The sequence below is a fragment of the Ectopseudomonas chengduensis genome (genome assembly GCF_900102635.1).
Lineage (GTDB): Bacteria > Pseudomonadota > Gammaproteobacteria > Pseudomonadales > Pseudomonadaceae > Aquipseudomonas > Aquipseudomonas chengduensis.
Genome location: NZ_FMZQ01000007.1, coordinates 178,638 through 192,272, shown reverse-complemented (window position 1 = coordinate 192,272; position 13,635 = coordinate 178,638). Strand labels below are relative to the sequence as shown.

17 protein-coding genes are annotated in these 13,635 nt (G+C 56.3%); 7 read left to right on the top strand and 10 right to left on the bottom strand.

Going from position 1 to position 13,635, the window contains the following annotated elements; translation table 11 throughout:
• Window positions 1-7: 7 nt before the first annotated feature.
• From BLS08_RS13460 to BLS08_RS13435, 6 genes are all read right to left on the bottom strand, one after another.
• On the bottom strand, window positions 8-1,048 hold the full coding sequence (locus tag BLS08_RS13460; RefSeq protein WP_139204224.1) for a tetratricopeptide repeat protein: 1,041 nt from the start codon (window positions 1,046-1,048) through the stop codon (window positions 8-10).
• 107 nt (window positions 1,049-1,155) lie between these two features.
• Entirely contained in the window at window positions 1,156-1,707 is a 552-nt protein-coding gene (locus tag BLS08_RS13455) for a hypothetical protein (RefSeq protein ID WP_090336809.1), read from the bottom strand.
• A 47-nt stretch (window positions 1,708-1,754) separates the two neighbouring features.
• On the bottom strand, window positions 1,755-2,816 hold the full coding sequence (locus tag BLS08_RS13450; protein WP_050412937.1) for an endonuclease/exonuclease/phosphatase family protein: 1,062 nt from the start codon (window positions 2,814-2,816) through the stop codon (window positions 1,755-1,757).
• Window positions 2,817-2,869: 53 nt separating this feature from the next.
• On the bottom strand, window positions 2,870-4,522 hold the full coding sequence (locus BLS08_RS13445) for an ATP-binding protein (protein ID WP_050412938.1): 1,653 nt from the start codon (window positions 4,520-4,522) through the stop codon (window positions 2,870-2,872).
• A 33-nt stretch (window positions 4,523-4,555) separates the two neighbouring features.
• Window positions 4,556-4,987 carry a hypothetical protein gene (locus tag BLS08_RS13440; protein ID WP_050412939.1) on the bottom strand — a complete coding sequence of 144 codons (432 nt, stop codon included), beginning with the start codon at window positions 4,985-4,987 and terminating at the stop codon, window positions 4,556-4,558.
• 64 nt (window positions 4,988-5,051) lie between these two features.
• On the bottom strand, window positions 5,052-5,486 hold the full coding sequence (locus BLS08_RS13435) for an antirestriction protein (protein WP_017362418.1): 435 nt from the start codon (window positions 5,484-5,486) through the stop codon (window positions 5,052-5,054).
• Between the two features lie 150 nt (window positions 5,487-5,636).
• Between BLS08_RS13435 and BLS08_RS13430 the strand changes: the two genes are divergently transcribed.
• The 7 genes from BLS08_RS13430 to BLS08_RS13400 all read left to right on the top strand — a co-directional run bounded on the left by BLS08_RS13430 (window position 5,637) and on the right by BLS08_RS13400 (window position 9,911).
• Entirely contained in the window at window positions 5,637-6,743 is a 1,107-nt protein-coding gene (locus BLS08_RS13430; RefSeq protein WP_050412940.1) for a hypothetical protein, read from the top strand.
• 3 nt (window positions 6,744-6,746) lie between these two features.
• Complete coding sequence (locus BLS08_RS13425; protein WP_050412941.1) at window positions 6,747-7,316, top strand: LemA family protein; 570 nt, start codon at window positions 6,747-6,749, stop codon at window positions 7,314-7,316.
• Window positions 7,317-7,343: 27 nt separating this feature from the next.
• Window positions 7,344-7,985: a hypothetical protein gene (locus BLS08_RS13420; protein WP_017362415.1), complete on the top strand. Its 642-nt coding sequence runs from the start codon at window positions 7,344-7,346 to the stop codon at window positions 7,983-7,985.
• A 160-nt stretch (window positions 7,986-8,145) separates the two neighbouring features.
• Window positions 8,146-8,607, top strand: a complete 462-nt coding sequence (locus tag BLS08_RS13415; RefSeq protein WP_167375885.1) for a hypothetical protein — start codon at window positions 8,146-8,148, stop codon at window positions 8,605-8,607.
• A gap of 60 nt (window positions 8,608-8,667) precedes the next feature.
• The gene (locus BLS08_RS13410) at window positions 8,668-9,099 is read left to right on the top strand and encodes a hypothetical protein (RefSeq protein WP_050412943.1); all 432 of its coding nucleotides are present in this window, start codon (window positions 8,668-8,670) and stop codon (window positions 9,097-9,099) included.
• 10 nt (window positions 9,100-9,109) lie between these two features.
• Window positions 9,110-9,433 carry a hypothetical protein gene (locus tag BLS08_RS13405; RefSeq protein ID WP_050412944.1) on the top strand — a complete coding sequence of 108 codons (324 nt, stop codon included), beginning with the start codon at window positions 9,110-9,112 and terminating at the stop codon, window positions 9,431-9,433.
• A 232-nt stretch (window positions 9,434-9,665) separates the two neighbouring features.
• On the top strand, window positions 9,666-9,911 hold the full coding sequence (locus BLS08_RS13400) for a hypothetical protein (RefSeq protein ID WP_069901328.1): 246 nt from the start codon (window positions 9,666-9,668) through the stop codon (window positions 9,909-9,911).
• Between the two features lie 15 nt (window positions 9,912-9,926).
• Here the strand turns inward: BLS08_RS13400 and BLS08_RS13395 are convergent, their stop codons facing one another.
• Genes BLS08_RS13395 through BLS08_RS13380 form a run of 4 tightly spaced genes read right to left on the bottom strand, consistent with a single transcriptional unit; the run spans window position 9,927 to window position 13,320 of the window.
• A complete protein-coding gene (locus BLS08_RS13395) occupies window positions 9,927-10,553 on the bottom strand; it encodes an NUDIX domain-containing protein (protein WP_050412945.1) in 627 nt (208 codons plus the stop codon).
• Window positions 10,554-10,555: 2 nt separating this feature from the next.
• Complete coding sequence (locus tag BLS08_RS13390) at window positions 10,556-11,212, bottom strand: hypothetical protein (protein ID WP_050413117.1); 657 nt, start codon at window positions 11,210-11,212, stop codon at window positions 10,556-10,558.
• 15 nt (window positions 11,213-11,227) lie between these two features.
• On the bottom strand, window positions 11,228-12,055 hold the full coding sequence (locus tag BLS08_RS13385; RefSeq protein WP_069901329.1) for a metallophosphoesterase: 828 nt from the start codon (window positions 12,053-12,055) through the stop codon (window positions 11,228-11,230).
• Between the two features lie 11 nt (window positions 12,056-12,066).
• Window positions 12,067-13,320, bottom strand: a complete 1,254-nt coding sequence (locus BLS08_RS13380; protein ID WP_050412946.1) for a M41 family metallopeptidase — start codon at window positions 13,318-13,320, stop codon at window positions 12,067-12,069.
• Between the last annotated feature and the right edge of the window lie 315 nt (window positions 13,321-13,635).

Below are 13,635 nucleotides of genomic sequence, written 5' to 3'. Positions count from 1 at the left end.
CACCCGTTTATTGCTTGCGCCAAGGTGCAATGAGGGCTGATGTATCCGCCACCGCCTGATCTATCACCCCAGGTTGTTCATGATCGAGAATAGTACGAACGCCCGCTATGGCAGCCAACTCTTGCTTGGCACGAGCATGGCCTCTTGATGCGGCAATCGAATACCAAACGTACGCTTCGAGATCGCTTTCCAGCGATGGAAAATTGCCAATCTGAACATTGGTAGCGTACTGGTACATTGCTTCCGCATCACCGGTCAGTGCCGCACGTTTCATCAGATCACCAGCGGTAACTCGGTCTCCAGTTGCCAGTTCATTCTGGGCCTTCAAGAAAAGTGCCTTGGGATGACCTGCATTCGCAGCGAAGTCTAAAGCCTCGGCCGCGCTGGGTTGACTGCTCTTAGAGAGAAGACCGAACAGAAAATAGGCCGCTTCGGGATCACCGGAAGCGTACGCCTCCTCCAGATAGGCCGCGCCCTTCGTTGGATCGTTCAGATTGGGTTGATAGATGTTGGCGTACAGCAGACCGGCTTCTCGCTTAGCACGGACGCTTGTTGTGGCGGCTTTTTCCATCAGCGATTGCCCTTGCGCAAGGTCAAGGGGAACCACTTCACCTTTGAGATATAGCCAGGCGAGAACACGGGTAGCCTGACCATACCCCATTTCATCCGCCAGCCTCAGATGCTCAATCGCACGCGCAGGATTCTTCTCTCCTGCATCGCCGGACATCAGGTGGCGCGCAAGCTCATAATGAGCTTGTAAGCTACCGAGAGTTGCAGCCTGCTCCAGCAGACTCATCATCAGGGCGACATCGCCGGAGGATTGCGCAGCCTTAGCATCACGGAGTGCCTGGCTGATCGCCAGAGGGGTCATTTCCTCCCCACCAACCACGGTCACCGAACCCTCAATCTGACTTGTAGGATCGGACACCTCTACGGGCTCGCGATAGGCAGATTGCACCTGCTCGGCAGGCTCAATAATCGTGTAGTCCGCAGGCTCGCGATACACGGGGTCAGGGTCAACATAGGTGTAGGGAACTGGCTCTTTCAAGCTGCAACCACCGACAACCACGCTGCCTACAACGATCCAAACTGCTCTCAAATTCACAAGGTATCTTCCACTATGCCTACTACTGACTGAACGCCTACGCTCTCATTCTAGCCGTCGTGACGTTCATTCTGCTGACCTTGTTCAAGCGAAACATTACTGGCCACCCTCGCCCGCTGTGAAACAAGTTCTGGATCATGACTTGGAACAGCAACAGTTGCCGCTTCTTCAGGCTGCCCGGCGCGAGTCAACTGAAAGGCCTCATACCCAGCAATACCGCTCAGCGCCATGCACCATAAAAGCGCCCCACCTAAAACGGTATCGACAACGAAGCCCCCCACGGTTGATGCTGCAAGAGCGGGGTTGTAGCAAACGGTGAACATGATTAGTGCCAGCCAGGCCCAAAACACGCCAAGGGCGAATTTTCTCCGCGCAGAACTACCAGGACCATTCGTAGAGCTGCATGCTTTCAAAGATGCAGCGGCTGCCATTGAAGCCTGAAATGCAAATAGCAGAACGAAAGCCCCTGTGGCGACCGCAAGCAGAATCCCATCAGGCCTCAGAACCAGGGCGACCACCAACCCCACCAGTGACATCGCAAACGCAACCAGCGGCACCTTCACGCGCACCAGCAGACCTTCAGTTTTCAGAGACTCGACCATCTATTTCATCCTCATCATGTTTGTTGTTACCGCCCTGGCGCAGGTCTTCACGGGCAGTTTCCGGCGAGCCTATACCCTGCTTCCTCAGCGTCCTGCGCGGTTGCGAACTCAACCCGGTTACGAGGGCTCACATCCCCATAACTTGGGCAGTCGGCGCGGTGGAAGATCATTGAGTTTCGGTTGCCGCGAATCATCGCCTCACCTGAGTGGTCTGGATGCTTTGCAGCAATTTGGAACGGGGCCGTGGTTGGTTGCGCTTGAACGGTCAGCTGTTCGCTTGCAGCACCAGGATTAGTACTTAGGGTCGCTACAACCGGCGCATGATCGGAGACAAACTGCCGCGCTTGCGCGTGAGTCCAGCCGATGAGTTTGGGGTAAGCAAGCACAGCCGCGCTCGTGACCCCCATGCTGCTGCCATTACCAAGCCACACGTTGTCATAGAGATTGGCAAATTTGCCGTTCACCGAAGAAAGAGTACTGGCTCCACGAGTTACGAGAGGTCTCGCACTAGCCTTCACTGACGCCCATGCGCGATGGGAGGGCGGCAGGTTGAAATCACCCATAACCATCATCGTAGGCGTCTCCGGATAGACCTCACGCAGCCACTCCCAGTAATCGCCCAACGCCTCGATCTCCGGAATCCGGTCCGCTTCACTTCGTCCGTAAAGAACGTGGATGGTGGCAGCTACAAACTCTTCACCTGTGCCGGTGCTCTTGAACCTGGCCGAGAGTGGTTCGCGGGCGAAACGGTCCCCGTGATCCAGGTAGACAACTGCGCCATCCACGTACTCGACAGCAGTTTCGCGCCACAGGAAGGCATACATCTCCTTGTAGCTACCCCGCCCAATGAGGTGGGACTTCAGAAGGCCCCAGGGCTCCCCCGTGCGGGCTTGGACAGCATCATGCAACTCTGCCAGTGCGGATTCAGACATGATTTCCTGAATAGCGATGAAGTCCACGCGGGCAATGACTTCAGCCATGGCCGGAAAGCTTTTCTGCCCACCCTCCCCCAGACGTTGGATATTCCAGGTGGCCACCCTCAGATCGGCAGCGAACGAAACGAAGGACAAAGTACTCAGCAGAACGAGCACCAGCATTTTACGCAGCATTGAGAAATCCTTAGCTGATTGATGGCCCCGGCGAGCCGGGGGGAGATGCCGGTTCAGAGACCCCGGAACTGACCGCACTGGCGGAACGCATCGACACTGAACGAAATGTCTCTGCGGCGGACCCACTTCGAGGTGAGCTTCAGCAGCTCCTTGATGTCCCGCCCGCTTGCCTTGGGAAAAGCCTCAACCAGGCCATTGATCAGCGCCTCACCCAGGTCTAGATCGAACTGCTTCGAGAGTACTTGCCAAATGGCCTTGGCATCCTCGGGGCTGGGCAACTCGTATTTCACAACCGCAATGCAGCGCGAGAGGATCGCATCATCCACGTCCTTCGAGCGGTTCGTGGTCATGAAGAGCAAGCCACTGAAGTATTCGAGGGTCCGCAGAAACTCAGCCACAACAGCGTTGTGTTCAATGTCATTTCCGCGCGCCCGGATATACACATCCGCTTCATCAAGCAGCAGCACAGCGCCCCAGCGCTGAGCACGGTCAAGAATGTACTTGAGGTTCTTTGACACTGCCTCCGGACTGATTCCCAGAAGTCCGGAATGGACCCGGAACAGCGGCCGCTTGATCACCTCCGAATAAACCTCCGCCGTCAGGGTCTTACCCAGGCCAGGTTCACCGACACAGAGAATGGTCGTACCGCCCGACTTGCCATCGACGATATCGTCCATCAGTACGTCCATATCCGTCGCCAGAATCTCGATCAAGTCGCGATGGTTGCTCGGCAGCACCAGCTTGTCGCGCAGCTCCGGCTTGTACTCGTAGGGCCGAACATTGGCCACGTGCACACGCATCATGTCGTGCAGGTCGAGGTTGTACATCAGCAGGTGGCAGTGATACGGAATCTCATCGAATCCCTCCTCTACCCCATGCTTCTCCCAAAACTCGCGCGACGCATGCGGGACGAACTTGCGACCGGCTAGCGACTCTTCGCTCACTGCCTTGGTGCCTTCCGGGCTCAGGTCGACAATGTTTCGCGACCAGCTATTGCCCGTCTGCATGAGCGCTTTGCCGGTACAACGGAACTGCTGGTGCTGCATCGGCTGATACCGCTGGAACAGACGAAGATGCTCTGCATGCGCTTCATGAAGGTCTTCTGTCTCGATCACGAAGCCTTCATTCGCAAGCAGCTCAGGCACCTTTGCCTTCGCAATGTCGTTGCTGTTGAAGTGTATGTTGAAGGTCTTCATCGAACCGTCGCCGCTCTCGCAACGCTCTGTGCGACTGTTCCAGGTCAATGAAAGCGAATTGGCCAATAGCGTCACGGTCACGGACGGAGCTTCCTTGGTTCGACGATCACCTTCGTCATACTTCATCTTGTGGACGAGATAGGGCTCCGGGTTACCGGATTCGTCCACCTTGAACAGATAGCCCTTGATGTAATGCTTTTTCAGGTAAGTGATCAGACCGGGGATCAACATCTTCAGACTGCTGATTCGGCTGGACTCGGGCTCAGTGATGATGGACTGATAGCTTTTGACGGCCATATGCGTTGCGCGGTCGCCAGCCTCCTTGGCGAGCCCGTAAAGAAGCTCCAGAGCATTTCCATCCATGAGCATCAGTTCGACGCCGATGCTTGTCGAACGGTGGGTGTCGAGACCTTTGCGGATACCGAGACGCTCCCTTAGCTCGGTGAAACCGCCCTCTTCTAGGGAACTGTCGAATTTGTCAGCAAGTTCTTTTTCCAGAGTGACGTGCATGATCGTTCCTTAAGCAAAATCGTTCAGTAGCTGCTACTTGAGAGTTCGGATGGTGACCCCGAGGGCCTGGATGGTGAATTCGCCACCACCCGTGATACCAGCCTCAATGAGGAGCGTGTCCTGGGCAGGCAGTCCAAGTTTGTGAAGGTGTTCGCTGATACGGGGCCATGTGCTGAGCATGTGACGGGCCCGTCCGGTGCCGGCGTAATTGCTGAACGAAACCCGAACACCATGCGGACGTTTCATGATGGCCAGCTCCCAAACATCGCGGGCACAGCCATGGCCTTCGCCATCTGACGCCAAGTTTCCAAGTGTGCTAAGCGGGCGCGGCTCACCAAGAAGGCGCGCCTGATCGAGAACCAAGCCCTCGCGCTTTTCATAGGTCCATGCCTCCAACGGGACCCAGCCCGCCGAAGTACGGACATGAGTGAACCCCTGCTGAGCCGCCTCTTCTACACCGCTCATAAGCTCTCCTTGCACACCGACCGCTTCTGCGCGGCCTGGACGGCCTGACTGTTGAGTCCTGTTTTCACTGTCCATCACGCTGGCAAAGACATTCCAGGATCGCAGTGCGATCAGGTCTTTGCCTGGCGTAAGCCATCAACCGCTCACGGAGCACGACGAATCGAGCGCCGCCGCTCAGCTCAGCCAGCCTTTCATACGCATACAGGCTGCAAACCACGCCCGCCGCCTCGGTGCAAAGATGGAGATCAACACCTGCTGCAGGTATCTCGATGCGCAGAGGTGCGGGCGGCGTCATGAAAAAACCGCCATTACTCAATTGATAGGCGCACCAGCTTCCCTCAAGGGTTGCGCTCGGCGAGAGCAGCTTGGCGCATGCCATGATCAGTGCTCGACGCTCCAGGCTGGCACCTCCAAAAACAGACTGAAGGGCGCGCAGACCCTTGTCGCCTTTACACTCCTGGGCCTCGATTCGGAGGTTTGCGACCTCTGCGGTATTCATGGCGAGCCACCTCGATTGGCATATTCACGCCTTCATTCTAGATAAACTATAGTTTGTGTCAATCCTTGCTTTTCACAAACTATGGTTTATATTTGCGTCATCCATAATTCATTGCAGCCACGCGCGCCTTTTTCGAACACAGAGGGAACAATGGGGAATCGCACTCACAATGGTCGCCTGCTGGGCATGATCGAGCAGGCAACAGCGACTGCCGAAAAATCGACGTCGAAGGAGAGCCTGCTTAAGGCGGTGCAGATCGTGCGGGCATTCAAGGGCCCCTTGGAGTTCGATCAAACCAAGCCAAAGGCCGCCGCAATCGTGCTGGGAGCCCTGGCGCTTGCAGCTATCGCGTTCGCGATTTGGGGCTCGCCCGAGATGAAGGCCTGGGTAGCTCAAGCCACAGGGGTCGATCACCAACTGGTGCAAATTGGACTTGCCGTGTTTTTCGGCACGTCTACCTTGGCCTGCTTTGCCTTCATGGGTAGTCGCGCGAGTTTGCTGCCAAACCTTTCGGAGGATATCGCCCGGCGATCCTCTCGCATCACGGCCGGACTGGTTCCAGTCCCAATGGGTAATGAGAAGCTGCTGACAAGACTGCTAAAAGAATTTGGCGATTACTCGCGCGGTAACCACAGTCGAGACATCAAGCTTGCGCTCACTTCGTCATACACAGGGGAAACCCACCAGCTCTCGTACACCTACTGCCAAATGCATTACGTGAACAAGCGAGTGGTGACCGAGCGCGTATCTGATGGTCGAGGCGGTTTTCGAACCAGAACCAAGACCGTCTATGACCATTTCGACCGCTACAGCCTGGTGATCGACTTCCCATGGGTAGAAGGCGTCTCTCTGCGATCCAATGGTCAATCCGCTGTCGACTTCGAACACTCCTTTGAAACCTCTTCCAGCGATTTCAACAGGGCCTTTGTGCTGACGGGCACGTCAACCATGGGATGCGTCAAATTTGCAAAGCCGGTTACGGTGCTGCATCTCCTCAGAATGCGTGAACAGCTCGAAGGCTTGAATCTGGAGTTTTCACTTGGCGGCAGGCTTTGCCTCAGTTTCGAGAACAGCACGCTGCTCGACTTCGACATGAGTTGCGACCTGGCTTCGCCAGACGACTTCTACCGGCTTATCAATGCCGGCGTACGGCTCCCCAATCTCACCCAAGTGTTAGCAATGGCTCACAGGCTGGCCGACCAACACGACGACAACTTCAGCCTACCAACCCCTACCAAAACCCAAACGGAGAACTGAGCGATGGACCTTTCTGTCATCGTTGCAATCGGCCTGGCCGTGATCACTATTGGCTTCGTGATCGCCCTCTACAACGGCATCATTGGCGGCTACAACCGCGCCCAGCGCGCCTGGGCGGATGTCCTCACCTACGAGCGCCAGAAGACGAAAGTGCTCGACGCGCTGCAACAGCAGGTCGCCAGCTACCAAGACTATGAGCAGCGCGTTATGACCGACATTACGCGCCTGCGCAGCGCCATCGCTGCGCTTCCGGCCGAGGCTGACGGTAACGCCCTGGTGAATGCGGAAAAGGCTACCAAAGCCCTTATGAGCGGCTTGCGCATTGCAGTCGAAGCCTACCCAGACCTGAAGGCCTCCGAAGTCATGAACAACCTCATGCGTGAGATTGCTGAACAGCAAGAAAACGTCGGCGCTGCCGTGGTGATCTTCAACCGAGAGGTCGAGGGCTTCAACAACTCCATTCAGATGTTCCCCGGTTCGCTCGTCAACAGCACGATGAACAAGAAGAACGCCATTACTCCGTTCAGCGATGCCGAAGCCGAGAAAGGCTTCGACTACAAGCCGAACTTCTGAACCACACCGAACGAGAGGACGCACACCGTGAAAATTATCAAAAGTCTGATCACTGCCGCCGCGCTCGTGCTGCTGGCCAGCCAGGCAACCTTTGCCGAAACGCAGGGCAACGCAGCGGCCGACGCCAACCATATTGTCACCTATGAAATGGTGATCATCCGCTTCGAGAATCAACTCGAAGGGCTGGATGAAAAGAGCAAGGCCGCCGAGCAAGCAACGACCCTGGATGAAGCTATGGCAGCGTTCGCGGACAAGTCTTCCAAGGCCTACACCGTTCTCTACAAGCCTCGCGTGGCCATGCTCGACAATGGGATTCCGGGCGTTACTGCAAGCCAAAAGACTGACTTCGTGAACTCGGTGAAGGTCAAGCAGTTGGAGAATGGCAGCACCGAAGTAACGAATGAACTGACGCCATTCAAGACGGGCTATTCGATCACTGTTTTTGCGGCACGGCCGGCTGACAACGCGACAGCGCAAGCCGAGATCGATAGCACCATCCAATTGCAATTCGGGGCCAAGGAAGCTGACGCTGTAGCCAACGTCAACACCAGTGGCCAAAAGCGCCTTGTTCAGGGTCAGGTACAGGCGTTGACTTGGAAAACGGGCCAGAACCAATACGCCCTGCTTGCTCAGCTCAACAAGCTGAGCCCGGCCCACGCGGGGAACTGATATGCGGGCAGCGTTGCAGACATTCCTCGCAGCAGCATTCAGTCTGTGTGCGATGCTCGCACAGGCTGGGGGGACGGCGACCGCAGGCGGACTGCCATCGTCGCTCCGGCCGCATGAGAACTCGACAGCCCTGCTCCGCTTCGTAGGAGTGATCGGCGAGGTGAGCAGACCCCTACCGGCTGATCAGCAAGCGGAAGGGCTTTCGCTCCTCCGCAAAGGCGCGAGCTACGACGATGTGCTCTCGGCCATAGCAACGCCGGATGGCTTCCAGCAGCAGTACAACCTACTGCTGGACACGCCCGATGGCATGCCCCAGCTGATCCAGGATCGGGATGTCCGCAAAAGCGGGACACTTACGGTTTCCGCATCTGGCATGGCTACTACCCCTACGAGCATTTCCGAGGGGTACATACTGGAGGTGAAACCCGGATTCATGGTTGGTAGCGACACGACTGTCGAGCTGGAACTCCGCCACCTCTTACCAGAGCCCAGCGGCACGAGCCTGTACCAAGCCTCTGGCAGCAAAACGATGTCCAGCGGTGAATGGCAAGTACTCACCTGGGAGCACGCCGGGAAGCACTATGCGATGCTGGTCCAACTGGAATCCATTTCCCCCATCTGATGCACTACTGACTAGGCCGGTTCGCCGGCCTAGAACAGACCACGCAACGCAGGAGAGGCTATGACGCTGAATCATTTACCCGCCGATATCCGTGGAGAGCTGCAGTACCGAAATGCTCTGTGCTGGGTATTGGCCAACAAGGTCACTCGCGCTACGGCGATAGCCGAAGCACTGAGCATTACCGACCAAGAAGCCAAGCAACTCCTGGAGCGCATGGAGCGTGATGAAGTGGTTGCCGTTCCGATTTTCACGGGTGGCGCTCATTCGCTGCTGGCTTCCTCGCAGGACGAGTTGCCTGATTTCTACGGCACCGATGCGCTATTGCCGGCCGCAACCCTTCTACGCATCGCGAATCACCTGGCGGGGCAAGACAGCGAGGAGTCAGTTTCACTGCTGCGCGAGCTGTTTGCTCTTAAACCAGGCATGCTCGACAAGCAGCGCCTTTACGCCAATGCGACCTCCATTCCTGTTCAAGCCGATACATCGCAGTAGCGAGACGCCTATGAAGCGCTTTGAGGAAGTGCCCTATCTGTTGAACGGAGCGGACTGGGGGAAGAACAAGGTTCTCGCCCGCACAACCGCCGGCATGATGCTCGTCTGGCTGTCAGGAGGAAGCGTTTGGAGCGGAATGAACGGAACTCAGTATACTCCCGCCCGGCTGATACTCCTTCAAGAGTGCGGCGGCTCTGGACGCATGGGGAAAACCTTGCATGAAGGCGGCCGCCTGTCTCGGCGTCTTCTCGGGCTTTACCAGGCTGAGATCGAGGGCGCGATGGGCGTCGGGGCAGTCGGCCAGATAACTCTAAGGTCAACTGTGACCCTCTAAGGAGCCTCACGTGCATTCGGATTACCCACCCCTCCTCTCACCAGATGAAGCGAAGGACGATATCCACCGCAAGGGATGGAAAATAGTCTCCCTGGCACAATGGTGGGATGTGTCAACGGTGTACGTCAGCCGGATCATCAATGATCCCAACCGCAAGCGGCACTGGGATGACGCGATTCGTGGCCTACCGCATTGCCCCAGAAACCTGCGGTCTTAATCAGAGACAGAATCCATGGCAACCTGGATAGAGATTCGCTGCGAGAACAGAGGCAAAGTCTCTGAAGAAGAGGCCGCCCCGACGAAGCGGTGCTACTCATCTGACAACATCGGTCCCATGGACATGGCAGAAGACAACCGGGCAAGTCTTCTGGAAACGATGCGCTTTCTGGAAAAAGATGCTCGGGACGATGGATGGAAAAAGACCAAGGAAGGTTGGGTCTGCCCGTTCTGTGCAAAGCTTTCGTCCGGCGCGCAGTGAATGGCGCGCGGCAAACTAGCGCCCAAGTCTTGGCAACGAGCTGGGCCTGGGTTGTTCCTGTTTAAGTTCCTCATCAATGGCCAACAGTGTCATCTTGAAACGCTCGACAGCTGATAGAGGCTGATCAACCTCCTCGCCCCCTTTAGCAACGCCATTCAGCCCATTCGACTCAGCAACAAGAGCAGACAGTTGCTGCTGAGCGATATCCGAAGACATAAAAGCAGCAAGCCCAGGATGGAGATCGGCCGGCAGGTCATCTGGTGCTACCCAATCGCTCCCCTGAGATTCCCAGTTCAAGTCGGGCTCAAACTCTTCATCAACTACAACGATGAAGTTGTGGTAGCGGAAGCCGCCATCAGGTGAGTTGAACACGTAAGACTCGATCACTCGATTGTGATCGGCAGCACCGATGCCTGTTTCCTCGGACAGTTCACGCAATGCTGCTTTCTTTGGGTCCTCCTTCGGGTCGATAGCCCCGCCCCACGTTCCCCAGGTATTTGGCTCAAGCACCAGGTCAGAACGATGGGCCAATAGCAGCTTACCCGTGCTTAGAGCGAACACCACACAGCCTGCGCCCTTACGACCCCAGAAGCCTGTCTCGATGAAAGCCTCGGAATGGAGTGCATCGAAATCGTTATCCACCTTCAGACCTCCTTGAGGCGTCGCTGATCATCTTCAAAATCGGAACGCCACCCTGCCCATAACTCGGCCTCGATGTGCGCATAGGTATCGGCAAGGTCTTCCAAGTGACGCCTGAGCGCTTCTTCCTCTTCAAACCGAACTGCTTCATCGTAATCCCAGTGAATATTCTCTGCCGTTTGCGAGGCCCCAAACCCCGCACTCCAGCCTTTTAGTAAGTACTTCGCAGACCCAACAGATACTTTGTTGATGACCTCCCACACCTGCGAGCATGGCACTCGCATCATGCTTGCAAGATGGGACTGCACGGACGCAAGCCACTTCGAGTATGGAAGCCCCAACGGCTCACGAGGGAAAAGCCAAGCGGCGGAAACCTCACCGAGCGATCCAGTAGCTGCATTCCGGTGGTAACACTCTGTGAAGACCTCATGTGCGAGGTTGTACTGGTCGGCCAACTCCGGCACATCCAGTAGAAGCGAAGGCGCTCGCGGCCCATAATGTTGGTAGATGAGCACATCTTTCGATGCCAGAGCATGGACGGCATCGTAGGCCGCCTGTATGGCTTCCTCGGCTTGTTCCTCAAAGCCAGGTATACCGCTCAGCACAACGACATCAACCCAACGTAGGCGCGCGGTAAGAGCCTCTTCAAACGCAGGGTTCATACCTTCCCCCATCGTCTACCGAACATAGAAACCAAAGGACTTCTCTCCGGTAGGTCCATCTCGCACATCTACTAGCTGCTCAGTGGACTCCAGCAAGGCCGTAAGATCAGTTGTTTGCATCGATATATTGGCGAATGAAAGTCGCGCACCGGGCACTTCTGCGAGCTTGGACTCAGCGAAAACCCCGCCGGTATCTATCGCGTAAACATTTCCCAGACGGCGCAATCCGCTCCATTGAGGTGTATGCCCCACAAACACTCGGCCAACACCGAACACACCTGATTCATCACCTTCTTTCAGGCGAGAACGCCCCCAAAGGGCAATCTCTTCAGTTTCAGCGCAACCAGCTTCGATCCGCTCAATGAAGGAAGGCCAGTCCATTCCCTGCGGGACTTCAGCGTGCACCATACCCACGATTCCCCTTGGAGTTGTGACCTCGATCACCAAGGGCAATGTTCGGACAGCATCCAATATCTCTCGGCGGACCTCGGCAGATGTCTCCAACCACCAGCCAAACCCATTTTGCCTTCCTGCCCATTGCAGTACCTGCTCTGGCGGCTCACCTTGCGCATAGAGCTGCATAAGCATGTCTTCGTGATTACCGCGCACTGCATACACGTACGGCTGTGCAAGGAACTTCGCTGCACGATAAGAACCAGGCCCACGATCAATGAGATCGCCTACGGAAATTAGCCGGTCCACCTTCGGGTCGAAGCAAGCTTTGCGCATTCCCTGGATAAGGGAGTCAAACGCTCCATGGATATCTCCAACAACAAAATCGCGCCCTTGGGTATTCAAGCCGAGTCGGAGAACACGCGCGCATTGAACTGGAGCTTGACTCATGATGGTCACCCTCAATCATGGCAGAAGACTGAGAAGTCGCCGAAAGGGCGCGGGAACCCTTCAGGAAGAGTGACCCTGGCCAGGAACGGAATCATCTCGGAACGCTCAAGAACGCGCTTAGCCAGAAACGCCTCTGCGAGATCACGGAACACCTCGCGATTCAGATCGAACAACTGTTGAAGTCGAACCAACTGCAGTCGCTCCAGCTCTTGAAGCTTTTCGTCGTTGAGAACCTGCTCGAACTTGTTCTGGGGCTCGATGTAGTAGATGCCTTCGTAGTGATTGGAAAGGTACTGGCGCGCAGCCGACTGCCATTTGCAATGATCGCTACCGGCACCAAGAGTCGCCTGGCCGATGCCAATCATCTCGCCCATCTTGCCGGCGAGAAATACCAGCATCAGCCATTCGACAAACACCTGGCTCGACAGGCGATTACCCTCGTCGACCCCTGTAACGAAACCAAGGACGCCACGGGGATCAGTGCCGTCATTCATCACCATTCGGCTGTTATCCGGTAGCTTCCCAAGCGCGGCATAACAAAGGGCGTGGCCAGCCTCATGAAAGGCCGTATGACGCTCATCCTGCTGACTGGGTTTTTGGAGAGGCCAGGCAAGACCAGCCTTCGCAAGGTCAACACCTTTCACTGGCTCCCAGGACAAGGTTCGCGCCATGCTGAAGATCACCCAACAAATTGCACCTACTATCAGCGCAATGACTACCTCATGAGGCTGTTCGCGCAATACCGTAGCCCACCCATCGCCCTGGAGACCTACCAGCCAGAGGAACAACGAATATGCCGCAAGCCCATACACAAATGCCTGCATCCCGCGAGCAACCGACTGCCATTGCCCAGTGTGGGTTTGAAACATCAGGACTGCCGGCGGCAGCATGATTACGATGAAAATGCCTGCCATCTTCACCCCACGAAAGACCGCCTGTGCCAGCTCATCAGAGGGCGTGGTTGTAGCAGCGCTGCAACCTACAATCATGAGCACCGCAACAAGCAGTTTAATGACTCGCGCAGGGCTGTTTGAAGCCCACGACTTAAGCCCTGCCGTCCAATCTCTTGGCCACTGCGGGGCAGCAGAAAGAGTCTCACTGATGCCAATGGCCAGCAGCGCGCAAATAGCAGTAGCGGCGAGCGACGGTCCGCCACCAATTAGCAGACGGATCAGGTTGAAGGTCACGATGCTGACGCCGCCGACGAACAGCATTCGCCGAATCGGCTTGACAGCTAGCCAGTTGTGAAAACGTCCAAAGCTCATACGGATTCCTTAGCGGCACCGCTAGCGCGACGCCTGCGCAATACAGAAGGCATGCAAAAGAATGCGACTATGGCTCCGATTAGAGCCACAAGCGCCACGCTCGAAACGAGGGTAAGGGATGGCATCACAACGAGGGCCGGCTCAATAGCCTGTATGGCCTCTTTGCCTACACCTGCTTCAAGAGCAACGCCGTATACCTTGAGTATCGCGTCGCCCCGGCGCAATTCAGTAATGATGAACCAGACCGTAGGAACCCACAGCAGGCTCGGGCCAATCGCCAACATCCAGATAACAGCACGCACCCCGGCCGGGAGG